This window comes from Stenotrophomonas sp. CFBP8980 (assembly GCF_034046095.1).
Lineage (GTDB): Bacteria > Pseudomonadota > Gammaproteobacteria > Xanthomonadales > Xanthomonadaceae > Stenotrophomonas > Stenotrophomonas lacuserhaii.
In genome coordinates this window covers 157,303-182,383 of the sequence record NZ_JAXCXF010000006.1, presented here as the reverse complement: position 1 = coordinate 182,383, position 25,081 = coordinate 157,303, and the positions used below count along the sequence as shown (strand labels likewise).

The window sequence follows — 25,081 nt, the reverse complement described above, 5'->3', positions numbered from 1 at the left end:
GCGCCGCGCTGCTACCCTACCCGTCCCCCCGACGTTCAAGCTGCCGCCATGAGCCGACTGCGCATCTACAACGACACTGCCCCCGACGCCCCGTTGCTGGACTCCCAGGACGGCGCGCTGATCGCCGCCGAACTGCAGAAGATCGGCGTCACCTTCGAGCGCTGGCAGGCCAGCCAGCCGGTCGCCCCGGGCGCCAGCCAGGAAGAGGTGTTCGCCGCTTACCGCACCGACATCGACCGGCTGGTCGCCGAACGCGGGTTCAAGAGCGTGGATGTCGCGTCGATCGCGCCGGACAACCCGAACCGTGCCGAACTGCGGAAGAAGTTCCTCGACGAGCATTTCCACAAGGAAGACGAAGTCCGCTTCTTCGTCGCGGGGTCCGGCCTGTTCACCCTGCACGTGGGCGACAAGGTCTACGAAATCGAATGCGTGAAGGACGACCTGATCGCCGTGCCGGACAGCGTCAACCATTGGTTCGACATGGGCGATGAACCAAGCTTCGTGGCGATCCGCTTCTTTACTGAAGCCGATGGCTGGGTCGGTCATTTCACCGGCACCGACATCGCGCAGAAGTTCCCCCGTTACGTCCCTACCCAGGCCTGAAGATCCATGCAGCCGCGCGTCATCCTCACCGATATCGAAGGCACCACCAGCAGCATCTCGTTCGTCAAGAACGTGCTGTTCCCGTATGCACGCCAGGCGCTGCCCGGCTTCATCGCCGCCCATGGCAACGAACCGCAGGTCCGGCGCTGGCTGGATGCGGTGGCCACCGAGATCGGTGGCGCCTGCCAGGACAGCGTGGTGGCCGAAACGCTGCAGGGCTGGATCGACCAGGACCGCAAGCACACGGCGCTGAAGGCGCTGCAGGGCATGATCTGGGAATCCGGTTACCGCAACGGTGACTACAAGGCGCACTTCTATCCGGAAGTCGCCGCGGTGCTGAAGGGCTGGCATGCCGCCGGGCTGCCGCTGTACGTGTATTCCTCCGGCTCGGTGCCGGCGCAGAAGCAGTTCTTTGGCTTCAGCGAGGCCGGCGACCTGACCGCGCTGGTGTCCGGCTGGTTCGATACCGAAATCGGCGGCAAGCGCGAGGCGGACAGCTACCGCCGTATCGTGGCGGCCATCGGCGTGCCCGCCGCGGAGATCGTGTTCCTGTCCGACGTGGTGGAAGAACTCGATGCGGCGCGCGAAGCCGGCCTGCAGACGCGCCTGCTGGACCGCCTGGACGACTACCCGCTGCCGCGCAGCGGCGAGGGTACGCACGGCCATGACCGGGTAGAGAACTTCCAGCAGATCACGCTCTGAGCGAGCGGCCCTGGTAGCGCCGAGCCATGCTCGGCGGGGGCCTTCCCGCGCACGGCCGCCGAGCATGGCTCGGCGCTACCGACTCTCTTCCAGCACGTCGCCCAGGGTCTGCACGCGCAGGGCTGCGCGCAGCGTTTTCGCACCTGCGCCGCGCGGGACTGCCCTGGTAGCGCCGAGCCATGCTCGGCGGGGGCCTTCCCGCGCACGGCCGCCGAGCATGGCTCGGCGCTACCGACTCTCTTCCAGCACGTCGCCCAGGGTCTGCACGCGCAGGGCTGCGCGCAGCGTCTCGGCGTCACTGGCCGAGCGCACGCGCAGCACCCGGCGCTCGCCCGGCAGCAGGTCCAGCAGGTTGTCCTCCAGCACCACCTCGTTTGCCCCGAAATCGATCCATGCCGCGCGCACCAGCCCGCGTGCCTGCAGCACCACTTCGAGCGCATCGCCCTCGCCCTGCAGGCTTGCCTGCAGCTGTCCGGGCTGCAACGCCTGATCGCGCGCCTCGACGAAACCGACCACCTGCCGCGACAGCACCCGCTCGCCCTGCAGCAGTTCGACCACGGCGATGGTGCGCGCCGGATCCGCCGCGCCCAGCAGGCGCGCATCACTGAAACGCCCGACCTCGGTGGCTGATCCCGGCGCCAGCATCACCGCCTGTTCCTGCGTTGCCAGCACCTGCCCCTGCAGGTCCATCACCCGCAGCCGCCAGCGCACCGAGTGAGGCTGCGCAGTGTCGTTGAGCAGGCTCACGCGGGTCACCCCGTCATCACGCAGCGCCGCCACGGCCAGGTCGGCGAAGAAGCGACGCGCCTGGAAATGCAATCCCTTCCAGTTGCCGTCGTGGTCCATGCCCGACCACGACGCACCCGGCCACACATCATTGAGCTGCCAGTAAAGCGAACCCATGGTGTACGGACGCGACGCCCGGTGGTGCAGCGCAGCCAACTGGATGCCTTCAGCCTGCATCACCTGGGACAGGTACAGGAACGCGGGGAAATCGGCCGGCTCGCCATAGCCGAGCCGGATGTAATGCAGCAGCCGTTCGTTGCCCTGCCCGGCCATGAATTTCTGGTGCGCCTGGATCACCTGGCTGTCGATGCGCTGCTCGGCACGCGTGGCGAAGCGGTCGACCATGGCCTGCGACGGCCAGGACTGCAGGCCATACTCGGACATGAAGCGCGGCGTTTCTTTCAGGTAGGCACCGACCGGCAACGCCGGATTGCCCCATACCTGCCAGTAATGCTTGTCACCACGGGTGGAGTCGTTGGCCTTGTCATCCAGGTCGTTGCTGGGCGAGCTGGACCAGTACGGGACACCCAGGCCCTGTTCGGCCACCACGGCGCGCAGGTCATGCCCGAACAGGTCCACGTAGCCCTGCCATACACGGGCGGCGAACGCAGGATCGGCTTTTTCCAGATCGCGGCCATGCCCCCAATCCTTCCACGCCGTTTCTTCTTCGTTGTTGCCACACCACAGCACGATGCTGGGGTGGTGGCGCAGCCGCCGCACGTTGTCGCGGGCCTCGGCGACCACGCTCTGCCGGAACGCCGGATCGAACCCCGGCTGCATGCCGCCGCCGAACATGAAGTCCTGCCAGACCATCAGCCCGAGCTCGTCGGCCAGCTCGAAGTACGCATCGTCTTCGTAATAACCGCCGCCCCAGTTGCGCAGCATGTTCATGTTGGCATCGCGCGCGGCGGTGAGGAGGGTGCGCAGGCGGGCGGTGTCCACGCGTGCGGGGAACGCATCGAAGGGAATCACGTTGGCCCCCTTGGCGAACACCTCGCGCCCATTGATCACGAAGGCGAAGCCCTGGCCACCCTGGGCATCCGTGTCGCGCCGCAGCTCCACGCTGCGCAGGCCGATCCGGCGGCTGGCCTGCAGTGCTGGCTCGTCGCCCGCACCCAGCGCAACCCGCACGCTGTAACGGTCCTGCGCGCCCTGCCCGGCCGGCCACCAGCGACGCGGCTGCGGGACCTGCCACGGCACCTGCAGCGTCTGCGTTCCCGCCTTCAGCAGCACATCGCGGACCACCTGCACTACAGGCTTGCCGTCCGGATCGCGCACCTCCAGCCGCAGTGGCAGCGTCGCCTCGGCGCCGGCATGTTCGACCTCGACCAGGGCGGTCAACGCAGCGAGGTTGGCATCCAGCGCCTCGGTGCGTACCGCCAGGTCGGTCACCCGTTGCGCGCCCCAAGTTTCCAGCCGTACGGGCCTCCACACGCCCGCGGTGACATAGCGCGGGCCCCAGTCCCACCCGAAATGGTAGGCCGGCTTGCGCACGAAGTTGCCGACCATCGCATCGCGCGGCTCATCCCCATAAGGCGAGGGATAGTTGCCCGCGATCTTGTGCGGCATTGCCTGCACGGCCGGCAGCAACCGGGTGATCGGCGAACGGAAGACGATGCGCAGCACGTTGCCCCGCGGCTGCAGGCGGCCGTCGACACGCGCCGTCCAGGTCCGGTGCGCATTGTCAGCGCGCAGCAACGGCTGGCCGTTGAGTTCCACCTCGGCGAAGGTATCGAGCCCTTCGAACACCAGCTCGGCGTGCGGGCGCGCCAGCGTTGCCGGGTCCACATCGAAGCCGGCGCGATACTCCCAGTCCGCCAGCCCGATCCACTGCAGCTGCGCCTCGGGCGAACCGACATACGGATCGCGGATCAAGCCGGCGGCCAGCAGATCGGTATGCACACTGCCCGGCACCTGCGCCGCGCCCCAGCCTGCCGCTTCCGGATGCGCCGCCACCTGCGCCCCACCCGGCAGCAGCCGGAATTCCCAGCGCGCCTCCAGCACACCGGCCTGCGCCAGCACCGGCAACAGACACGCCAGCACTACCGCACCGAACCGCACCCACGCATCCCGGATCTGCATCCCAACCCCCGTCTCAACAATGATCCCCGCAGCGCACGACCGACCAACACGCTTGACCGGCCGCACGCGCGGGGAGTTTTCCGGAGGCGGCGGGCCACCCTGCGCGGGACCGTTGGAGCCCCGGACGGGCGGAAACGAGCCCCCATGGATGGGTTCACGGCGTGTCACGCGCAGGGTGGCCCGCCGCCTCAGCCCGACACCAAGGCAGGCGCCGCCCCCAGGATCAAACAGGCGCCGCGCTTGTACTCAACCGGAACGCACCACCTTCAACACCTCATAACACGCGCCCATGGTGTGGTAATCCACCTTGCCCGCCGGACTCTTCTCATTACTGTACTTGCGGTTGTCCGCATCCAGGATGCGGAACCACGCACCGTACTCATGGTCCACGAAGTGCTCCCACGCATACGCCCACAGCCGGTCATACCACTCCCAGTACACCGCATCACCCGTCCTCTGCGCCAACACCGCCGCGGTCGCCAGCGACTCCGCCTGCACCCAGAAGTACTTGTCGTCGTCGCAGACGCTGCCATCCGGCGCGAAGCCGTAATACAACCCACCGCGCTCGTTGTCCCAGCTGCGTTTCACCGCTACGCCGAACAGATGGCGCGCCGTCGGCACCAGCCAGTCCGCCTGCACATGGCGATCCAGGATCAGCAACAGCTTGGCCCACTCGGTCTGGTGACCCGGCTGGAATCCCCACGGACGGAACAGGTGCTTGGGATCATCCAGGTTGTATTTCCAGTCGATGTTCCACTCGCTGTCGTAGTGCTCCCACACCAGCCCGTCGGCCTTGGCGGCCTGGCGGCGGGTCATGATGTCGGCCAGCTGCAGCGCACGATCCAGGTAGCGCTGCTCGCCACTGCTCTCGAACGCGGCCAGCATCGCCTCGCACATGTGCATGTTGGCGTTCTGCCCGCGGTAGCCGCTGAAGTTCCACTGCGCGTCGGCTTCGTCACGGTACAGACCGTGCGCCGGCTCGTAGAACCGCGTTTCCAGCAGCTGCCAGGTCTCCTCCATCCAGCCGCGCGCTTCTTCGATGCCGGCCTTCAGCGCGCAGCTGTACGCCAGCAGCACGAAGGCGACGCCGTAGCAGTGGTTGGTATCGTCTTCCACCACGCCATCGCGCAGCGTCCAGGCATAGCCGCCGGTGGCCGGGTTGCGATGCACCTCGCGCAGGTAGCGCACGCCATGCTTGACCCCGTCCAGGTAAGCCGCATCACCGAACTCGCGGTAAGCCATGGCGTAGTCGAAGACGAAACGCGTGCTGCTCACCAGATGGCGATGCCCTGCATCGTAGACGCTGCCGTCGTCACGGAAGTAATGGAAGAAGCCACCCTGCGGATCGATGCAACGCGGATGGTAGAACGCCATGGTGTGGGCGATGTGGCCGCGCAGGAAAGCCGGCGAACGGAAGTCCGGAGTCTGGGTCATCAGTGCGATTCCTCGGTTTGCAGCAGCAAGTCGTTGACTTCATCGCGCGAGGGCATGGCCGCGAAAGCGCCCTTGCGGGTCACCGCCAGCGCACCGACGGCAGCGCCGAAGCGCAACACCTCGTGCATCGCCGCTTCGTCGTTGCAGAAGGTCGGCAGGTTGCTGGCATCCACGCCGCGTTCGACCAGTGCGGTCAGCAGGCCGCCGACGAAGGCATCGCCGGCAGCGGTGCTGTCCACGGTGGCGACACGGAAGCTGGTGGCCTGGCCCTGCGCGCTGCGCGTGTACCAACGCAGTGCGGCGGCGCCATCGGTGACCACCACCCAGCGCGCCTGCGCGGCGAACAGCCGTTGCAGGACCTGTTCGGCACCGCCCTCGCCCAGCGGCGCGGCCAGGAAGTCGAGCTCTTCACGTGACAGTTTGACCACGTCGGCCAGCGCCAGCGCCTGCCACAACGTCGGCAGCGGATCGGTGTCGGCCGGCCACAGCGCCGGACGCAGGTTGAGGTCCAGGCTGACCAGGGCACCGGCCGCGCGCGCACGCTGCATGCCCTCCAACGTCGCCTGCGCGATGGCCGCTTCGGTCAGGCTGTTGGAGCAGACGTGGAAGCAGCGTGCCTGCGCGAAGCAGTCCGCCTGGAAATGCTCGGCGCGGAACAGCAGGTCCGCCGCCGGCGGCCGGTAGAAGCTGAAACTTCGCTCGCCATGCGGATCCAGCGCGACGAACGCCAGCGCCGTCTTGGCCGCATCGGTACGTGCGATGTAGTCGATGCCCACGCCGTGCTGCTGCAGGCTGTCGGCGAGGAAATCACCGAACATGTCCCGACCCAGCATGCCCACGAACTGGGTATCCACGCCCAGCCGTGCGGCGGCAACCGCGACGTTGGCCGGCGCGCCACCGGCGTATTGCAGGAAGGCGCGCGGCTCGGCCGGCGAGGCCGGTGGCTGCGCTAATAGATCGATCAAAATCTCGCCGAAACAGACAATGGTGCCCATCTGCATCAGCCTCCGCGGGTCGTGTCAGCCGGCAGGCGTGCACCCACCAGACCGAAGAAGATGACGTAGCCGTAGCACACCAGCGGCAGGATGAAGCTCGGCTGCAGACCGATGTGGTCGGCCAGCACGCCCTGCAGGTACGGCACCAGCGCGCCACCGACGATGGCCATGATCAGCAGGCTGGAGGCCTTGTTGGTCAGCGGCCCCAGACGCTCGATGCCGAGCGCGAAGATGGTCGGGAACATGATGGAATTGAACAGGCCGATGGCCACCACCGAGTACAGCGCGACCTGGCCCGAACTGGCCATCGTGGCACCCAGCAGCACGACGTTGATGCCGGCGAACAGGGCCAGCATGTGCCGCGGCGAATAGCGGGTCAGCAGCGCCGAACCGGCGAAGCGGCCGATCATCGCCATCGTCCAGTAGGCGGACACGTAATGCGTGGCCTGCTGTTCGGTGAAGCCACCGATGGTCGGCATCGACAGGTAGTTGACCAGGAAGCTGCCGATGGAGACTTCGGCACCCACGTAGAAGAAGATGCCCAGCACCGCGAACAGCAGGTGGCGGTGGCGCAGTGCGGCAGCATAGGTGTGCTGCTTACCGTCGTCGACCTGCTCGGACGCCTCGCTCAGCGTCGGCAGGCGGAACAGGTAAACGAACAGCGCCAGCAGCGCCAGGGCGATCGCCAGGCCGATGTAGGGGCCCTGCACCGACTGCGCCTCGGCTGCACGGTAGGCGGCCTGTTCGGCTACCGACAGCGCATTGATCTCATCGGCGCTCTTGACCGTGTTGCCAAGGATCAACAGTCCGCCGAAGATCGGCGCGATCGCCGTACCCAGCGAGTTCAGTGCCTGGGCGAGGGTCAAGCGGCTGGAACTGGTTTCCACCGGACCCAGCAGCGCCACGTACGGGTTGGCGGCCACCTGCAGCACGGTGATGCCGGTGGCCAGGACGAACAGCGCGCCCAGGAAGGCGCTGTACTCGCGCAGCTCTGCGGCGGGCCAGAAGCCCAGCGCGCCGACGCCGGCGATCAACAGGCCGGCCACGATGCCTTTCTTGTACCCCAGGTGGGCCACCAGCCGACCGGCCGGCAGGGACATCAGGAAATAGGCGCCGAAGAAGGTGAACTGCACGAGCATCGCGCGCGCGTAATTCAGTTCGAACACCGCCTTCAGGTGCGGAATGAGGATGTCATTGAGGCAGGTCAGGAAGCCCCACATGAAGAAGATGGTGGTGGCCACGCCCAGCGCCATGCGGGTGTTGACCGGCGGTGCGCCTTGCCCGGGCGTGGTGTTCAAACGGGGCGTTGATGAAATCGGCATGCGGGTTCGCGCCTCGGTGCGCGTGGTTGAATGAGGAAGGGGAATCAGTTCGGGCGGGCGGCGCTGCTTTCGCGTATGCGCAGCTGCACGGGGGCAACGGTACGCTGCGGCGGCGCATCCGGGGCCTGCACACGCTGCAGCAGCAGCTCGGCAGCCTGGCGTCCGCGCGCCCGCGGATCAACGGTGAGGGTTGTCAACGGCGGCACGGCGACCGCCGCCTCGGGAATGTCATCGAAACCGGTGACGGCGAAATCGCCGCCGGGACGGATCCCGCGCGAGGTCAGGCCCAGCATCAGCCCCAGCGCGACGGTGTCGTTGTAGCAGACCGCCGCACTGGGCCGCCCACCACCGACGAACAGCTCGTCAACCCGGCGCGCGGCTTCCAGGCGGTTCGGCGCCGATTCGATCAGCCACTGCGGCGTGACCGACAGGCCGGCCTCGCCCAGTGCCTGCTGGTAGCCGGCACGGCGTTGTTCGCAGGAACTGGAATCGGCGTGGCCACCGAAGAAGGCGATCTCGCGGTGACCGCGTTCGATCAGGTGGCGGGTCGCCAGATAGGCTCCCTGCTGGTTGTCCAGCGCGAGGAAATCCCAGTCCGCGCCGACCAGTGCACGGTTGAACAACAGCACGTTGGCGGTGGGCCCCAAGGCCTGGCGCACCTGCGCGGTATCACTGCCTTCGGCCGGTGACAGGATCAATCCGGCCGGAGTGTGCTCCATCAGCGTGCCCAGCACCGCCTGCTGGCGCTGTGGTGATTCGCCGGTGCTGCCGAGCAAGGTCACATAGCCCTGGTCGCCCAGTGCTTCGTCGACGCCGGCGGCGAACTCGGCGAAGAACGGGTTGGACAGGTCGTTGATCACCAGCGCCACGCTGGAGGATGTGCGCCGGCGCAGGTTGGCCGCCGCGCGGTTGTACACATAGCGCTGGCGGCGCAGTTCGGCCTCCACCTTGGCGCGCGTATCCACGTTCACCAGCGGGCTGCCACGCAGCACCAGCGACACGGTCGCCCGTGACACGCCGATCGCGCGCGCGATGTCGGTCACGGTGACCGCGCGGTCGCCGCTTTTGCGTGGCCCCTTGCTGCCGGTGGCGTCATTCATCCTGTAATGGACCCTGAGCTCTGGATAGGTACCTGAATCATAACGGCCCCAGCCGCGCGTGCACGATCATGCGCAGCACGTGGAGCCGAATGCCTCACTTCAGGACGCTGCCGGGTGCGGCGCAGAACGAGACCGGCAGGTCGTTGACCGCCGTGCCCCAACCCTGTTCCGCCGGCTGGGTGCCAAGCGACCACTGCAGGGTCGGGCCAGCGCGCAGCGCTTCCCAGTCCAGCCACACTGCCGATCGCGCGGCGCCGTCCACTTCCACGCCCTGCACGTACTGCAGCGTGCGGCCGTCCGCGCCGGGGGCACGCAGCTTCAGCGTGCGGCCGTTGCCCAGCGCCACATCCACTTTTGCGAAACGCGGCGCGTGCAGCAGGAACTCGCCACTGCCCGGCACCGCCGGGTACAGGCCCAGCGCACTGAACAGGTACCAGGCCGACATCGTGCCCAGGTCATCGTTGCCGGTCACGCCGTTCGGGGCGTTGGTGAACAACTGCTGCGCTGCGCGGACCACGGTGGCGGTCTTCCACGGCTGGCCGATCAGCGTGTACATCCACGGCGCATGCAGGTCCGGTTCGTTGTTGGGGTTGTAGCGGTACTGGTTGTAATAGCTGTAAGGGCCCACCACCCATTCCTTGCGCGCGGCCTGCAGCGGATCGGCCAGCAGCGCATCCATCGCGAAGAACGCATCCAGCCGCTTGCCGGCCTGTTCGCGGCCGTGCATCGCCTCCACCAGGCCCGGTACGTCCTGCTGGGTCAGCCACTGGTACTGCCAGGCGGTGCCTTCGTGGAAGCCATGGTGCGAGCGCGGGCTGTAGTGTCCATCGGACGGGGTGTACCACTGCTCGCCTTCGGTGCGCGGACGCGGGAAGCCGGTGAAGCCGGTTTCCGCATCACGCACCGAGCCATCCCATACGTTGCGCCAGTTGCGCCCGCGGGCACGCAGCGTCGCCGCATCCGCCGAATGGCCCAGGCCATCGGCCATCTGCGCCAGTGCGCAGTCGGCCAGCGCGTATTCCAGCGTCGCCGAACCGCCATGGTGCGGATCGACATCCATGCCCTTGGACGGGAACGCGCGGTCGTACACCACGTAGCCCTTGTCCAGGTAGGACGGGTTGCCCGAGCGGCCGGCCGCGCGCGAGTTCAACGGCGGCACGTCGAAGGCATTGCGGCGCAGTGCCGACCAGGCTTCCTGCTCGCGGCCTTCCAGCGCGCCGAAACGCCACAGGTCGGCCATGAAGGGCGTCACCGGATCGCCGGTCATGATGTTGGTTTCGAAGTTGGCATAGCCCCAGCGCGGCAACCAGCCCCCCTGTGCATCGATCGCCAGCAGCGTGCGGCCGATGTCACGTGCCACCTGCGGGCGGGTCAGCGCCAGCCACTGGTTCTGCGCGCGATAGGTATCCCACAGCGAGAAATACTCGTAGTAGGTCCAGCCGTCGGCGCGATGGATCGCATCATCGTAGCCACGGTAACGACCGTCGGCATCGCTGCCGGTCAGCGGTTGCAGGAGCGCGTGGTACAGCGCGGTGTAGAGCACCGTGCGGTCGTCCTTGCTGCCCCCATCAAGCTTCACCGTCGACAATTCTTCGCGCCACGCGTCCTGCGCCAAGCGGCGCATCCGGTCGAATCCGAGCAGCTTGCCGCCCTGCATGCCGTCGCTGCGCAGGTTGGTGCGCGCGCCTTCGGCATCCACGTGCGAGATCGCACTGACCGCGGTCACCGCACGGCCGTCGGCCAGGTCGAAGCTCAACCACGCACCATTCGGCTTGGCTTCGCCTTCCATGCTGTGGCGCGCGCCCGGCAGGCCGCGCTCCTCGCCCCACACGCCGTGCGCGGTGAACGGACGGTCGAACTCGATGCGGAACCACGTCGTGTACTGATGGCCACCGCAGAAACTCTTGGTGACCAGCTTGCCTTCCACCACCCGGTCGCCGACCACGTCGACCACGCTGCCGATCACCGAATGGCGCTCGTTGGCCTGGCCGACATTCACCAGCACGTGGCCTTCTTTCTGTCCGGCGGCGAAGGTGTAGCGTTCGGCGGCGGCGCGGGTACGCGCGGTGGCTTCGGCATCGATGCCGCCGTAGCCGGTCAAGCGGACGCGGTAGTAGCCGGCCTGGCCGACTTCACCGGCATGCTCATAGGGAGACGCATAGGCCTTGTGGTCGAAGGCCTTGGGATTGGACGTATCGAAATCGCCGCCGGCGCCGATGGTGCCGGTGACCGGCAGCACCGAGACCTGCCCGCCCTGCTCCCAGCACCCTGCGCCGGACAGGAACGAATGGCCGAAGCCGCGGATTTTTTCGTCATCGTAGCGCCAGCCGGCGTAATGGCTGCCGATCGGGCTGACCTGGATCAGGCCGAACGGGGCCGAGGCGCCCGGGAAGGTGTTGCCATCATCCTTGCTGCCGATGAAGGTGTTCACTTCGCGCTCCAGCGCGGCCGGCGCAGCCTGCAGGGCGGGCGCGGCGGACAGCGCGATCACGCATGCCAGCGAGGCGATGGGCGTGACGGCACGCAGGGGGAAACAACGTCGGAAGGTCACGTTCACGGGCTCCTTGGCGGGCGTTGGCAGGTGGGGATCCGCGCCGACGGGTCCGCGTCGCGGGATGCCGGCTGGATACCTGTTCGGTCGATTTAGATCGATTGAAGTAAACATGAACGTCCGCCCTCGCGCATCCTGCAGCGCAACATGGCGGACCATGCGGTGGCGAGGGGTGGAGCTGCAAACGTTTTCATATTGCGCAGCAGCATGCGACTTCAGTCAGGCCGTGTTAAAAAATGCGCGGCAATCGTTTAGATCGATCCAACTTCAAACGGTCACGATTGCCGGGTTCGGAATCCGACAGCAACGCCACCCGGTGCCCTGTCTCTCCCGCCCCACGCTTGCGGTCTCGCGTCAAAACATAAGATCGATTCAAGTATTTCGTATCAGCCAACGGTTCGATCCAGGAGAGGGAGAGAATGAATTACATGTCACACAAGCACGGTTGCCACGCCCTGTCGGCCGCCATCGCATTCGCCTTGGCGGCCACTGCGGCGCCGGCGTTCGCCCAGGACGCAGCACCCGCCACCCCCGCCGCCTCGCCCAGCGCCACCACGCTGGACAGCGTCAATGTCACCGGCTACCGCTACGCCATCGAAAAGAGCCTGCAGCAGAAGCGTGACGCCAACGCGGTGGTCGAAGTCATCACCGCAGAAGACGTCGGCAAGTTCCCCGACAAGAACGTCGCCGATGCGCTGCAGCGCGTGCCCGGCGTGGTCATCACACGTGACGGCGGCGAAGGCAAGAATGTCAGCGTGCGCGGCCTGGATGCCGACCTGACCCTGACCCAGTTGAACGGCAACTACATCGCCACCTCGGAAACCAACAACGAGGCTTCGCGTTCGTTCAACTACACCCTGCTGCCGTCGAACATGCTGGAGAGCGCGGAGCTGTTCAAGTCGCCCGAAGCGCGCATCGACGAAGGCGGCATCGGCGGCACAGTGATCCTGCATACCCGCCGCCCACTGGAGATGGAAGCCGACTCCGGCTTCGTCAACATCGAAGGCGTCACCTCCGATACCAGCGACAGCGTGGATCCGAACCTGTCGGCGATGTACGCCTGGCACAGCAAGGACGAGCGTTTCGGCGTGCTGATCGGGGCGACCAAGCAGAAGCGCACCAACCGCAGCATGGAAGTCACCGTAGATGACTACCAGTGGTACGGCGCCGGCACCGAAGCCAAGGATGCCTACGGCAATCCGCTGCCGCAGGATGGCATCCATTACTGGTGGGGCGAGTCCGGCTTCAACAACCAGACCGGTGGCAACTACAGCGAATTCTTCATGCCGACCTCGGTCAACTTCGGCGTGCGCGAAGAAGAGCGCGAGCGCACCGGCGGCCAGTTCACCTTCCAGTTCAAGCCGGTCGACAACCTGACCGTCACCGCCAACTACTTCCGCTTCGAGCTGTCCGGCGATTACACGCTGAACCAGGCCAAGATCCCGGAGTGGAACATCGCCCGCTACAACGGCGACGGCAACTGGGCCGGCGGCCGCCTGCTCAATGGCATGGACTTCGATTCCAGCGGCAGCATCGTCACCGGCGCGCAGTTCGAGAAGCTGCCGGGCAAGGCGTACTACTGCAGCGAAGCACAGGCCGCCGCCGCCGGCATGGCGCCGGGTGGCTGGGGCCCGGATGACTGCACCATCCCCACCCCGCAGCTGAGTGGTGCCTACAGCCGCGAAAAGGCGCTGTCGCAGACCGGTGACCTGACCGTGGACTGGGAAATCAGCCCGCTGTCCAAGGTGACCTTCAAGGGCGGCCGCACCTGGTCCGAAGGCGGACCGTCGATCAACTTCCGCATGTCGGCCAAGCCGCGCCGCCAGGTCGATGGCGTGTGGCAGTCCGGCAACAGCTACAGCGCGTATGACCTGACCGGCACCCCGTCGGCCACGTTCTCGCCGGACCTACAGGACCAGTTGATGGCTGGCATCGCCGAGATCGACACCGGCTCGACCGATTCGTCGTGGCGCGAGACCAGCATCGAACAGAACTACTTCCAGGCCGACTTCACCCGCCTGTTCGAAAGCGGCTTCATCGATTCGTTCCAGTTCGGCGTGAAGTACCGCGACGGCAAGGTCCATCGCAACACCGGCAACACCTACTGGGCCTGCCAGGGCGCTGATCCGAACGACTACGAGGCGCGCTACCAGGCCGGCAACTGTGCCGATCCGGAAAAGAGCGTGGCCCAGCCGGGCTTCTTCCTGTCCAACCCGATCGATGACATCGCCGGCGGCTTCAATGCCAACGTGATGCCGGGCATCAATTACCCGGCTTACCTGGCCTACCTCAACGAACGCTACGGCGGCATGCAGAAGCGGATCGAGCCGGACTTCGTCTACGACGTCAACGAGAAGATCTACTCGACCTATTTCCAGGCCAACTTCCGCACCGAACGCGTGCGCGGCAACCTGGGCGTGCGCCTGGTGCAGACCAAGCAGATGGCTTCGTCGAGTGATTCGGTCGAACGCTTCATGGATTACTTCGTCGATGGTGCCGATGGCAATCCGCTGGCCTGCCCGACCGGCACGCCGCCGGCCGGCACGGTCTGCGAATCCGGTTTCGTGCGCCGCGACGTGCGCGAGAAGACCTATGAACAGTCCAGCCTGAGCAAGACTTACACCGACGTCCTGCCCAGCTTCAACATCGCCTGGGACATCACTGAAAACCTGGTGCTGCGCGGTGCGGCCTCCAAGGTGATCGCCCGCCCGGGGTACACCAGCATCGCCTACCCGGGCGGCCTGGACTACATCAGCGAGGAATACAGCAACGACCGCCGCGTCGCCGGTGGCACCACCACCCCGGGCTGGTACGGGTCGGGCAGCAACAAGCAGCTGGAGCCGTTCGAGGCCCTGCAGTACGACCTCGGCCTGGAGTACTACTTCAAGCCGGGCGCCGTGGCCGGCGTGGCCCTGTTCCGCAAGGACGTGGACAACTTCACCGTGCCGGTGGTGACCGACCAGCAGATGGACGTGGGCGGTGAGATGGTGACGGTGCAGAACTATTCCACCGAAGCCAACGGCCGCGATGGTGTTTCGCAGGGTGTGGAGCTGTATGGCCAGTACACCTTCGACATGGGCTTCGGCGTGCAGGCCAACTACACCTACAACGACACCAACCTGGCCTCGATCGTGCTGGACGGAGAAAACATCGGCGCCTCGCCGCTGGTCGGCAGTGCGAAGAACCAGGCCAACGTGACCCTGTTCTACGAGAACGACAAGTTCCTCGCGCGCGCGTCCTACAACCGCCGCGGCGAAGTGGTCGGTGGGCTCAACAACGGCATGACCGTGTTCACCGAGCCCTACGACCAGCTGGACCTCAATGCGGCCTACAACCTGACCGAGGCGCTGACGCTCACCGCTTCGGTGCTCAATGCCACCAAGTCCGAACAGCGCATGCACCTGGGGGGCGACACCAAGGCCCGCCTGATCTCCAACATCTACAGTGGCCGCCAGCTGTACTTCGGCCTGAATTACAAGTTCTGACCTGAAAAAACCCCGCCTCGCGGCGGGGTCCGTTCTCTCCGCGGCAGCCGCGCCTTGATGGGCGGCTGCCGTTCTTTTCTTCTGCTGCCGCTGCGCTCGCCGACCATGGGTCGGCGCTACCCTCGCCTGCTGCTCAGCGCTGGGCTCCCTGCAACGCGTAACGGGTGCTCGCGGTGAATACCGAACCATCCGGCTGGGTCGCGCGCACGTCCACCTTGTGCTCGCCAAGCGCCAGGTCGGTAGCCAGCGCGCCGCGCCACAGGTGCGGCGACGGGGTGGCTTCCGGCGAACGGTCATACCCGCGCAGGGCCGGGGCCAGGTCGTCGGCCACGTTCTCCACCAGCAGGCGTGGATCGCCCTGGCGTACCTGCTTCATCGGCTGCCAGGGGCCGCCGTCGATGCGGAACTCCACGCGCGTGGCATCCTCGCCCATGTACACGTTGGCGAACACGCCCCACGCCGGGTAAGCGCCCTGCCGCAGCACCTTCGGCGCATGCAGGCCGATCTGTTCGCTGTCAGCCGCGCCGGCCACGCGGTACTGCAGTCGGTACGCCCCGTTGCCGGCCACGTCCAGCAGCGCATAGCCCTTGGGCGTGCCATCACTCATGGTGCTGTCCGGCACGCCATGGCGATCCTTGACCCCGGACCAGAACGCGCCGCAGTTGGCGCCGACGTTGTACTCGTGCAGCGGCCTGTCGCCGTGCCAGCCATCGGCCGCGCCATGGTAGTAGTGCTGCTGGGTATGGCTGTGGCCGGTCAACACCAGCACGTTGCTGAAAGGTTTGAGCATCTCGAACAGGCGCTGGCGGTCGGCATGGCGGAAGGTTTCGCGGCCCGGCGCGGCGTCGAACAGCGGGATATGCATCCCGAGCACCAACAGGCGGTCGTGCGGCAGGCCCTTCAGGTACTGGCCGAGGAAGGCGAACTGATCCTCGCGCAGGCCGCCGATGTAGGTCGGTCGGGCTGCCGGATCGTAGACCACATCGTCCAGGAAAACGAAGCTCGCCCCGCCCTCCTCCACTGCATAGGTGTCCGGTCCGTACACCGCACGCCAGCTGTCCAGCGAGTGCGCGTCGTGGCCAGCGTCGAAATCCAGGTCGTGGTTGCCGGGGACATGGAACCACGGGACACCGAGCTGGGTGGTCACCTTGTTGATGGCCGGGTACAGCGACAGGTCGTCGTTGACGATGTCGCCCAGCGTGGTGCCCAGCCGCGCCTTGGTCTTCCCCGCCAGCGGTCCGACGATGGACTGCTGGTAATAGCCGATATCGGCGAGCGTTGCAGTCTGCGGATCAGTGAACACCAGCATCTGGAAGCCGCGGCGGTTGTCGTGTCTTTCCGGGACGAGCGCGAAATCGTAGGCAGTGGCCGGTGTGGTGGTCGGCGCGATGCCGCGGTACTTCAACGCGGGCGATCCCTGCGGGACGTAATGGCGCCAGAACGCGGGCAATCCATCGGCGGCGCCCGGAATGCGGTAGCCGTCGGGCTTGATGACGAACACCGTATCGCCGGCCTCGACCGGCAGGCGATAGCTGCCATCGGCACTGGTACGCACGATGCTGCGGCCGTTGGAGACCTGTACGCCGCCCATGCCCGGATCGGTCGGCCCGCGACCGGACTTGCCATCACGTTCCTGGTAGACCCGTCCACTGACGGTGACCGCGTCGGCCCATGCGGGCGCGCTGGTGAGGAGCAGGCAGCACAGGCCTGCAGCATGCAGTTTCATGATCGGGGGCCCCGTGACAAAGACGGGATAGTGTAATGGCCGATGATGACCATCTGCCCAGCGTTGCGCATGGCGTGCCGGCCGACCAACCGGCACGCCATCGAGATCAGAAGCGCGCGCTGAAGCCGAGCGTGAATGAACGGCCGTAACGGTAGTAGCCCTGCGAAAGCAGCGGATTGCCGTTGATGCTGTGGGTCTGCGCTTCGTCCAGCAGGTTCTGGCCCTGCAGGCTGACGCTGAACATGTCGTTGATCTCGTAGGAGATGCTGGCGGTGAGCCAGGTGATCTCATCGGCCTGTTCGTTGTAGCCCGCACCGAGCACGTTGGTGGCGGTCACGAAACCATCGCTGTAGTCGGCCGTGGTGCTGATCGACCACGGGCCCTTCTCATACATCAGGCCCAGCGAGTAGACCGACGGGGCGATGCCTTCCAACGGACGTTCTTCCCCAGCCACGAAGCTCTTGGACCAATTGCGGGTGTACTGGGCGCGGAAGCCCAGTCCGTTCTCCCAGAAGTGCTGCAGGCCGGCTTCCAAGCCGTGCACCTTGGCGTAGTCGCCGTTGATCGGGCGCATCACGTTGAACAGGTATCCCGGCACGCCGATGTCCTGGCCCGGCTCCCAGCTGGTGGTGATCTGGTTGGAAATACGCTTGTAGAACACCGCCATGTTGGCGATGGACTGTTCGGCGAAGTACCACTCCAGCGAGACGTCACCCTGCTTGGCGGTATACGGCTTGAGGTCGACGTTGCCACCGTAGATCTGGGTGAACTCGCCCCACGACACACTGGCAGTGGTGTTGGTCGGGGCCAGCTTGTCCACTGGCGGGCGGGCCATGGTCTTGGCCGCGCCCAGGCGCAGCAGCAGCTCATCGGTGAAGCGCCAGGTGAAGTTGCCCGACGGCAGGATGTAGCGGTAGCTGCCGTCCTGTTGTACCGGGGTGGGATCGGCATAACGGGCGGTGTAGTTGAAGGCGCCGTTCTCGGTGATGCTGATGATCTTCGCATCCCACGCTTCGGCGCGGGTCTGGGTGCTGACCACGCGCACGCCCACGTCCGCGCTCCAGCGATCGCCGGACAGATCGGCCTGCACGTAGAACGCGTTGGTCTTCTCCTCCACCCGATAGCTTTCCAGCGGGTTCCACTGCGGGGCAGCGTTGGCGTAATCGTAGACCGTGCCGTCCGGGCGCGGGTTGCCGTTGTAGGCTTCCAGGCTGCGCAGGTAGTTCGGCACGTCAAAGCCCAGGAAGCTGCGCGGGAAGCGGGTGCCGACCTTGTTCATGAAGTTAGGCAGCGACAGGGTGCGATCCAGCACGCCACCGCCGAGGTCGCCGACGTTGATCGCGTTGTCTACCGAGTAGTAGTCGGCACCGCCGTTGAGGGTGTTGTTGACCAGGTCGCGACGCTTGCTGCGTTCGGTGCGGGTCATGCCGAAGTTGAGGCTGTCGATGCCCCACTCGCCCACGTACAACTTGCCGGCGATGGTGCCGCCGGTGATTTCATCCTTGATGTTGTCCCCGCGCAGTTCCATGTAGTGCGTGTTGAAGTCGCTGTCGTTGAACTGCCCGTTGGCCAGACCGGTGGACAGGTCGCGACCATCATCGAAGGTGGTGGTCACGTTCGGCACCGCATCGCGGGCCAGATCGATGCGGGTGACGTTGGGCTGGTTCATGCGCAGCACCACGTAGGTATCCTGGCCGCCGGACTTGCGTTCGGAGGTGGAGCGGTACACATCCCCGGTCATGGTCAGGCTGTCATTGACCCTCCAGCTGCCGTTGATGCCGAACAGGTCCGTGTCCACCACCCGGTGTTCGGTCTGGTTGAGCAGTTCCGGGTTCATCCGCTGCTCCGGATCCGGATTGTCCATGGTGAAGCCGGTGACGATGCCGTTCTGCACGTTGATGTCCGACCAGCGGCCCGGCGCGAACAGCGGATAGAACGACTGCTGGTAGGACACCTGCGGCGAATCCAGCCGGGTCTTCAGGCCGTCCACCACGATCCGTACGTCATCGTTGGGACGCCATTCGAACTTGCCGGAAAACGCCTTGCGCTTCTTGTCTTCCTGCACCGTACCGACGCGGAACTGGCCCGGGGCGATCAGCCCGTATTCTTCCGGATCCAGTTCGCCGTTGCCGTTCGGGTCGATGTTGCCACCCCAGGCATTGCCGCCCCAGCTGGGGTCGGCCGGGTCCGGGTTGCGGGTCCAGCCGCCGTCGTTGCCGGCGATATCGGTGCGGTCCTTGCGCTCGGCGTACACCGCGCCGATCAGCAGGCCCATGGTGTCATCGGCGAAGGTGTTGCTGTAGGTCGCGGAGAACTTGCGGCCGTTCAACTCGGACATCTGGTTGTGGTCGCCCTCGGCACGCATGATGGCGTGCTGGCCCTTGTTGTCGAACGGGCTGGCCGAACGCAGGTTGATCAGGCCGCCGATCGCACCTTCGGTCAACGCGGCCTGGGCGCCCTTGACCACGTCGGCCCCACTGATCACATCGGAGGGCAGCACGTCGTAGGCGAAATCACGTCCGGCCCCATCGGTGGCCAGGATGCGGTTGTTGAAGGTGGTCAGGGTGTATTCCGGGCCCAGTCCGCGCACGCTGACTTTCTGGCCTTCGCCACCGGCGGTGCGGGTGATCGACACGCCGGTGATATGGCTGAGCGAATCGGCCACGTTGTCATCCGGGAACCGGCCCAGCTCCAGCGCGCTGATCGAATCCTGCACGGTGGACGCATCGCGCTTGAGCTCGGTGGAACGCGCCAGCGCGGCGCGTACGCCGCTGACCTGGACCGTCTGCAGGTCGATCGGGCCCTCGCCTGCGGCTGCAGCGGCCTGCCCGGTCGAGGTGCTGGCGGGGACAGGTTCGGTGGCCTGCTGCGACCACGCGGTAGCGGGCAGCAGCAGGGCCAGGGCGATTCCATGGTAAAGACAGTGGCGGTTCGGACGGACGGCGTTCACGGGCTCTCTCTCCTGAGGCATGAAGCATAGGACGGCGGGCTGTGGGGGCCTGGCTGGTGAAACAACGAAACCGAGCGTATATGAGGTTTCGTTTTGCATCAATAGCGAAATGTAACGAAAACCGCCATACTCTGGAACGTTTGAAAGGAGCTTTCTGCATGGTCGCCACCCGGGACACCAGCCATCGCCGTCAACAGATCAGTGAACTGGTACGCCAGCACGGCAGCGTGCAGGTGTCCTCCCTGGCCCAGCAGTTCGGCGTCAGCCTGCAGACCGTGCGCAAGGACCTGCGCTATCTGTCCGAACGCGGGGTGATGGCGCGCGCCTACGGCGGCGGCATTGACAGTGGCGCGGTGGGTCCGGCCCCGGCGGCAGAACCCCATTACGAAGCCAAGCGCACTGCTTACCTGGATGAAAAACGCCGGATCGGGGCGCGCGCAGCGGCAATGGTGCAGCCAGGCGACACCATCGCCATCGACTCGGGCACCACCTCGATGCAGCTGGCCGAGGCGCTTCCGGACATCGACCTGACCGTGGTCACCAACGATTTCGGCGTGTTGACCGTGCTCAGCCCGAAGACCCGGATCAACCTGGTGATGCTGGGCGGCGAGCTGCGCCGCAAGAACATGGCCTTCTACGGTGGGCTGACAGTGGAAGCGCTGGATGCGCTGCACGTCGACCTGCTGTTCCTGGGCGTGGATGGCTTCGACCTGGAGCGCGGCATCACGACGCATTACGAACCCGAAGCGATGCTCAACCGCAAGATGGTGGAAGCCGCGCGTTCGGTGGTGGCGATCACCGACAGCTCCAAGTTCGGCAAGGTCTGCCTGCACCGGATCATTCCGGTATCCGGGCTGGACGCGCTGATCACCGACACCGGCGCACCCGGCGAGGTCGCCGATGCCTGTCGTGCGCTGGGCGTGGACCTGCAACTGGCCTGATCGCCCGCCCGGTAGTGACGGCCGCTGGCCGTCTGCCTTTGCTCTGGGTGGGTGACGACCGTTGGTCGTCACGCTTCTGGCCCTTCCCGCTGCGCTCGCCGAGCATGGCTCGGCGCTACCCGCATTTCTACAGTTTGAACTCGCGCGCTGCGTTGCCGTAATACACCTTGTCGATTACCGCGCGCGGCAGCGCAAGCCCTGCCACGTCCGCCTCCAGCACCTCGATCCGCTGGCTCTCGCCGGTCGCCAGATAGCGCCAGTCCGACTGCCATACCGCGTGCGTTTCCGCCTTGAACTGCGCCGGATCCGCGCCGGGCGACTGGGTCAGGTCGGTGCCGTACAGCAGCCTGTCCTGGTAACGGATGAAGAAGTCCCGCACCTTCGTGCGATCGGCGTTGGACTGGTACTGCACTTGGCTCATGCGCGCGGCCAGGTCCACCGTGGCCTGCGGAAAACGATCCAGGAAGGCGGCCAGCACATCCACGTCGTACTCCAGGCTGGCCATGTGCGCACCCACCACGCGCAGCTGCGGATGAGCGGCGAGGAAGCGGTCGCGCACCGCCATCAGCTCGGCATGCGAAGGCTGTTCGGGATGCAGGAACATGTGGTACTGCGGATGCTTGGCGAAGTACTCGCGATCGTTGTTGGTGGTCATCTTGTCCAGCGGCAGCCAGCAGTTGTACGGCTCGCCCTGGTGCGCGATCAGCGGCACGTCCAGCGCGCGCACGTGCTCGGCCACCGGGGAAAGGCCCGGATCCTCCAGCATGATCGCCCTGCCCTGCGCATCCTTTTCCACCATGCCGATGTTCTTCCACACCTTCACCGCACGCGCGCCGTCGGCCACGTCACGGTCCAGCGCAGCGTTGACCTGGCCGGCCCAGCCTTCACTTCCATAGCCCTTCATTGAAAACGTGGTCGCCCAATGGAAGTGCCCCGGATCCTGCCGTGCCTGCGCTACAGCGATGGCGTGCTGCTCCAGCAGGCTGGGGAAGTCGGGGTAATCCACATTGATGGAGAGAAGCCCGAAGTTGTCCGCGCGAGCCTGCTCCAGCAGCGCCGTGCCACGGTCGTTGGCATGCACGTGCGCGTCGAATTTGCGCACCGTGGAAAAGTCCGCCATCGCGTAGGACGGCCCACCCTGTCCCTCTGTCTTGGCTGTCGTACTCGGCTCTCCTGGCGGCGTTTTCTCCGGCGTACAGGCCGCCAGCACGACCATTGCCACCACCGCACACCCGTTCCAGCTACGCAGGTTCCACCGCATGACGCCCTCGCTTATACATAACGAAACTTCATAGAACCATATCGCAACAAAACGCTTGCATCAATCTGCGGTGCGTGCGCAGAATGCTAGCCATCTCCACCGGGTTGACGCTTATGCCACCGATCGGACGCCGTACCGCCTTGAAGCTGATTGCCGGAAGCGTGGCAGGCAGCATGGCCTGGAGTGCCGCCCCCTGGGTGCGCGCTGCCACCGCTGCACCCGCCCCCGATGGCCGTGCAGGTGATGCGGTGCTCTCCATCGGCTTCGACAAGCGCATGCATACGCGTGTCTGGCGCCGCGGTAAGCCGCTCACCGGTTGGCAGCCCAGCGAAGCCCTGCTGCTGGCCAGCGGGGATGTCACCGACTTTGCGCTGGTCGAGCAGACCGCGCATGTGCTGGATGACCCCCGCCACGGAGCAGGCAGGCAGGCGGTATTCACCGGTCGCTCGCGCGCGGCGGGGGTGGAGAAACAGGTCTCGGTCAGCAGCTTCGACGCCCAGCCCGGGCTGGCGCTGTTGCAGGTGCGCTACCGCAACCTCGGCGATGTGCCGCTTGAAGTGACCGGCTGGCGCAGCAGCGCCTACCAGCTCGACGACGCGCCCGGTGGCTTCTGGAGTTTCTCCGGCGCCACCCACACCGATCGCCGCGACTGGGTACAGCCCCTGGCGGCCGACTTCGACCAGCGCAACACCCTGGCGATGGATTCATCGGACTACGGCGGCGGCACGCCGGTGGCCAACATCTGGCGCCGCGATGGTGGGCTGGCGGTCGGCCATGTCGAACCAGTGCCGCGTCCGCTGGACATGCCGGTCAAGCGCACCGCAAAGGGCGCGTCCATCGCGGTTGAGTCACCCAAGGCGCTGACCCTCGCGCCGGGGCAGGAACTGGTCACCGAACGCACCCTGCTGGCCGTGCATGAAGGCGATTTCTACGCGCCGCTGCAGCAGTACCAGGTGTTCATGCGCGGCGAGGGCATCGAAGGCCCGCGCCCACCGAATTCAGCGTTCGCCCCGATCTGGTGCGCGTGGGGCTATGAACGTGATTTCCGCGTCGAACAGATCTACGCGACCCTGCCCAAGGCCAAGGAGCTCGGCTTTGAGTGGGCGGTGCTGGACGATGGCTGGCAGACCAATGAAGGCGACTGGAAGATCGACCGGCGCAAGTTCCCGCGCGGCGATGCGGACATGCGCGCGTTCACCGCCGAAGTCCGCCGGCACGGCATGCGCCCGCGGCTGTGGCTGGCCCCGCTCGCGGCCGATCCGGGCAGCGACGTGCTGCACGACCATGTGGACATGCTGCTGCTGGACAAGGAAGGCGCTTTCCAGACCGTGACCTGGTGGAACGCGCTCACCCAGTGTCCGGCCTACCAGCCGACCATCGATTTCTATGTCGAGCTGGTCAAGAAAGCGATCGGCGACTGGGGTTTCGAGGGCATCAAGCTGGACGGCCAGCACCTCAACGCCGTGGCGCCCTGCCACAATCCGGCGCACAGACACGCCAGCCCGGACGACTCGGTCACCGGACTGGCCACGTTCTGGAACGCGATCTACCGCGCCGCCCATGACGCCAATCCCGAGGCGGTGGTGGAGCTGTGCCCGTGCGGCACCGCGTTCGCCTTCCACAACCTGCCGGCCACCGATCAATTCCCCTCCTCTGACCCGCTGTCATCGTGGCAGGTGCGCAGCAAGGGCAAGTCGATCAAGGCGCTGATCGGTGAGCGCAGCAGCTACGCCGGCGACCACGTGGAGCTGTCCGACAACCGCGATGACTTTGCTTCAAGCGTGGGCATCGGCGCGGTGATTTCCAGCAAGTTCACCTGGCCCAAGGATACGGATCGACCTTCGGTACCACTGCCTCCGGGCGGCTTCGTGCTGAACGACGAACGCGAGGCGCTGTGGCGCCGCTGGGTAGGCCTGTACAACACGCACATGCTGCCCAAGGGCGAGTACCTCGGCACCCTGTATGACATCGGCTTCGACAAGCCCGAAGCCCACGCCATCCGCAAGGACGGTGCGCAGTACTACACCTTCTATGCCCCGCGCTGGGACGGCAAGGTCGAGCTGCGCGGCCTGCCGGCCGGCCGCTGGCAGGTCCGCGACCTTTTCAACGAAACCGACCTGGGCGTGGTCGACGGCGGTGCGGTGGCCACCTTGCCCGCGCGCTTCGAACGCTTCCTGTTCCTGCAGGCCACCCCGGCCGGAAGTGCGGCATGAACGCCGACGCCGTGGCCGTGTCCGTGACTCCGCGACGCCGCCCGTGGCTCGGCTACGCGCTGGCAACCGTCGCGTTGTGGGGCGTATGGGGTGCGCTGTCACCGTTGTCGGCCGCGCATGGCTTCCCGGATACGCTGGTGTACTGCGTATGGGCGCTGACCATGTTGCCGCCGGCGTTGTACATCCTGTGGCGCGGCGGTTGGCAGCTGGAGCGTTCGCCGCGCGCCATCGGCTACGGGCTGGTCATCGGCCTGCTGGGTGCAGGCGGGCAGATGCTGCTGTTCCATACGCTGACCATCGGCCCGGCGTACTTCGTGTTCCCGGTGATCTCGCTGTCGCCGGTGGTCACCATCGCCCTGTCCTTCCTGCTGCTGCGCGAGCGTACCGGCTGGCAGGGCACGCTGGGCATCGTGCTGGCGCTGGTCGCACTGCCGCTGCTGGATTTCTCTTTCGGCAGCGGCGAAGCCGGCCTCGGCTGGTTCCTGCAGTCGCTGTTGATCATGCTGGCCTGGGGCCTGCAGGCCTTCTTCATGAAGCTGGCCAACGACAGCGTGCGGGCGGAAAGCATCTTCGCCTACATGACCGTCGGCGCGCTGCTGCTGGCACCGGTGGCGCTGGCGATGACCGACTTCAGCCAGCCGATCAACTGGGGCCTGGATGGCCCGTGGATGACCGCCGGCATCCAGATCCTCAACGCGGTCGGCGCACTGACCCTGGTGTATGCGTTCCGCCATGGCAAGGCGATGGTGGTGGCGCCGCTGAGCAATGCCGGCGCGCCGCTGGTCACCGCCGTGCTGTCGCTGCTGTTCGCCAGCGTGGTGCCCGGTCCATTGAAGACCGTCGGCCTGGTGCTGGCGCTGGTCGCCTCGCTGCTGCTGGTGCTCGAACCCGAGCGCGAACCGGCACAACGCCCCCTTTCCTGAAGGATTC

At 66.2% G+C, this 25,081-nt stretch carries 15 protein-coding genes; 6 read left to right on the top strand and 9 right to left on the bottom strand.

The genetic code is table 11. The annotated features are described in order from the left end of the window. The first annotated feature begins 48 nt into the window (after positions 1 to 48). Entirely contained in the window at positions 49 to 603 is a 555-nt protein-coding gene (locus SOM47_RS13780) for a 1,2-dihydroxy-3-keto-5-methylthiopentene dioxygenase (RefSeq protein WP_182656796.1), read from the top strand. A gap of 6 nt (positions 604 to 609) precedes the next feature. Next, a complete protein-coding gene (mtnC, locus tag SOM47_RS13775; RefSeq protein ID WP_042613957.1) occupies positions 610 to 1,305 on the top strand; it encodes an acireductone synthase in 696 nt (231 codons plus the stop codon). Positions 1,306 to 1,533: 228 nt separating this feature from the next. On the opposite strand, the gene SOM47_RS13770 is transcribed toward mtnC, so the two are convergent. The 6 genes from SOM47_RS13770 to SOM47_RS13745 form a co-directional block, all read right to left on the bottom strand. Then, positions 1,534 to 4,173: a beta-mannosidase gene (locus tag SOM47_RS13770; RefSeq protein WP_320505893.1), complete on the bottom strand. Its 2,640-nt coding sequence runs from the start codon at positions 4,171 to 4,173 to the stop codon at positions 1,534 to 1,536. Between the two features lie 246 nt (positions 4,174 to 4,419). After that, positions 4,420 to 5,607, bottom strand: coding sequence for an AGE family epimerase/isomerase (locus SOM47_RS13765; RefSeq protein WP_320505892.1), 1,188 nt, complete (start codon positions 5,605 to 5,607; stop codon positions 4,420 to 4,422). Further along, positions 5,607 to 6,602 carry a carbohydrate kinase family protein gene (locus tag SOM47_RS13760; RefSeq protein WP_320505891.1) on the bottom strand — a complete coding sequence of 332 codons (996 nt, stop codon included), beginning with the start codon at positions 6,600 to 6,602 and terminating at the stop codon, positions 5,607 to 5,609. The genes SOM47_RS13765 and SOM47_RS13760 overlap by 1 nt, the downstream gene beginning before the upstream one ends. A gap of 5 nt (positions 6,603 to 6,607) precedes the next feature. Next, a complete protein-coding gene (locus SOM47_RS13755) occupies positions 6,608 to 7,924 on the bottom strand; it encodes a sugar MFS transporter (RefSeq protein WP_042613960.1) in 1,317 nt (438 codons plus the stop codon). Positions 7,925 to 7,968: 44 nt separating this feature from the next. Then, complete coding sequence (locus SOM47_RS13750) at positions 7,969 to 9,024, bottom strand: LacI family DNA-binding transcriptional regulator (RefSeq protein WP_042613961.1); 1,056 nt, start codon at positions 9,022 to 9,024, stop codon at positions 7,969 to 7,971. A gap of 94 nt (positions 9,025 to 9,118) precedes the next feature. Next, complete coding sequence (locus SOM47_RS13745; protein WP_320505926.1) at positions 9,119 to 11,515, bottom strand: GH92 family glycosyl hydrolase; 2,397 nt, start codon at positions 11,513 to 11,515, stop codon at positions 9,119 to 9,121. 479 nt (positions 11,516 to 11,994) lie between these two features. On the opposite strand from SOM47_RS13745, the gene SOM47_RS13740 reads away from it, so the two are divergent. Next, on the top strand, positions 11,995 to 15,060 hold the full coding sequence (locus SOM47_RS13740; RefSeq protein WP_320505890.1) for a TonB-dependent receptor: 3,066 nt from the start codon (positions 11,995 to 11,997) through the stop codon (positions 15,058 to 15,060). 133 nt (positions 15,061 to 15,193) lie between these two features. Here SOM47_RS13740 and SOM47_RS13735 read toward each other — a convergent pair whose 3' ends face one another. Together SOM47_RS13735 and SOM47_RS13730 are read right to left on the bottom strand one after the other, a co-directional pair. Then, positions 15,194 to 16,786 carry a calcineurin-like phosphoesterase C-terminal domain-containing protein gene (locus SOM47_RS13735; protein WP_320505889.1) on the bottom strand — a complete coding sequence of 531 codons (1,593 nt, stop codon included), beginning with the start codon at positions 16,784 to 16,786 and terminating at the stop codon, positions 15,194 to 15,196. A gap of 106 nt (positions 16,787 to 16,892) precedes the next feature. Further along, positions 16,893 to 19,736, bottom strand: a complete 2,844-nt coding sequence (locus SOM47_RS13730; protein ID WP_320505888.1) for a TonB-dependent receptor — start codon at positions 19,734 to 19,736, stop codon at positions 16,893 to 16,895. Between the two features lie 158 nt (positions 19,737 to 19,894). Between SOM47_RS13730 and SOM47_RS13725 the strand changes: the two genes are divergently transcribed. Further along, positions 19,895 to 20,677: a DeoR/GlpR family DNA-binding transcription regulator gene (locus SOM47_RS13725; protein ID WP_320505887.1), complete on the top strand. Its 783-nt coding sequence runs from the start codon at positions 19,895 to 19,897 to the stop codon at positions 20,675 to 20,677. A gap of 127 nt (positions 20,678 to 20,804) precedes the next feature. On the opposite strand, the gene SOM47_RS13720 is transcribed toward SOM47_RS13725, so the two are convergent. Further along, a complete protein-coding gene (locus SOM47_RS13720; RefSeq protein WP_320505886.1) occupies positions 20,805 to 21,938 on the bottom strand; it encodes an amidohydrolase family protein in 1,134 nt (377 codons plus the stop codon). 140 nt (positions 21,939 to 22,078) lie between these two features. Here SOM47_RS13720 and SOM47_RS13715 point away from each other — a divergent pair, with 140 nt between their 5' ends. After that, the gene (locus SOM47_RS13715; protein ID WP_320505885.1) at positions 22,079 to 24,151 is read left to right on the top strand and encodes a glycoside hydrolase family 36 protein; all 2,073 of its coding nucleotides are present in this window, start codon (positions 22,079 to 22,081) and stop codon (positions 24,149 to 24,151) included. Then, a complete protein-coding gene (locus SOM47_RS13710) occupies positions 24,148 to 25,074 on the top strand; it encodes an EamA family transporter (protein WP_320505884.1) in 927 nt (308 codons plus the stop codon). Before SOM47_RS13715 ends, SOM47_RS13710 begins: the two co-directional genes overlap by 4 nt. Positions 25,075 to 25,081: the final 7 nt, after the last annotated feature.

What these genes read in the sequence shown, in the direction of transcription:
- SOM47_RS13760 (WP_320505891.1), bottom strand. Translation starts at nt 6,602, where the DNA reads ATGGGCACCATTGTCTGTTTCGGCGAGATTTTGATCGATCTATTAGCG.
- SOM47_RS13735 (WP_320505889.1), bottom strand. Translation starts at nt 16,786, where the DNA reads ATGAAACTGCATGCTGCAGGCCTGTGCTGCCTGCTCCTCACCAGCGCG.
- SOM47_RS13780 (WP_182656796.1), top strand. Translation starts at nt 49, where the DNA reads ATGAGCCGACTGCGCATCTACAACGACACTGCCCCCGACGCCCCGTTG.
- SOM47_RS13755 (WP_042613960.1), bottom strand. Translation starts at nt 7,924, where the DNA reads ATGCCGATTTCATCAACGCCCCGTTTGAACACCACGCCCGGGCAAGGC.
- SOM47_RS13770 (WP_320505893.1), bottom strand. Translation starts at nt 4,173, where the DNA reads ATGCAGATCCGGGATGCGTGGGTGCGGTTCGGTGCGGTAGTGCTGGCG.
- SOM47_RS13765 (WP_320505892.1), bottom strand. Translation starts at nt 5,607, where the DNA reads ATGACCCAGACTCCGGACTTCCGTTCGCCGGCTTTCCTGCGCGGCCAC.
- SOM47_RS13720 (WP_320505886.1), bottom strand. Translation starts at nt 21,938, where the DNA reads ATGCGGTGGAACCTGCGTAGCTGGAACGGGTGTGCGGTGGTGGCAATG.
- SOM47_RS13725 (WP_320505887.1), top strand. Translation starts at nt 19,895, where the DNA reads ATGGTCGCCACCCGGGACACCAGCCATCGCCGTCAACAGATCAGTGAA.
- mtnC (WP_042613957.1), top strand. Translation starts at nt 610, where the DNA reads ATGCAGCCGCGCGTCATCCTCACCGATATCGAAGGCACCACCAGCAGC.
- SOM47_RS13740 (WP_320505890.1), top strand. Translation starts at nt 11,995, where the DNA reads ATGAATTACATGTCACACAAGCACGGTTGCCACGCCCTGTCGGCCGCC.
- SOM47_RS13710 (WP_320505884.1), top strand. Translation starts at nt 24,148, where the DNA reads ATGAACGCCGACGCCGTGGCCGTGTCCGTGACTCCGCGACGCCGCCCG.
- SOM47_RS13750 (WP_042613961.1), bottom strand. Translation starts at nt 9,024, where the DNA reads ATGAATGACGCCACCGGCAGCAAGGGGCCACGCAAAAGCGGCGACCGC.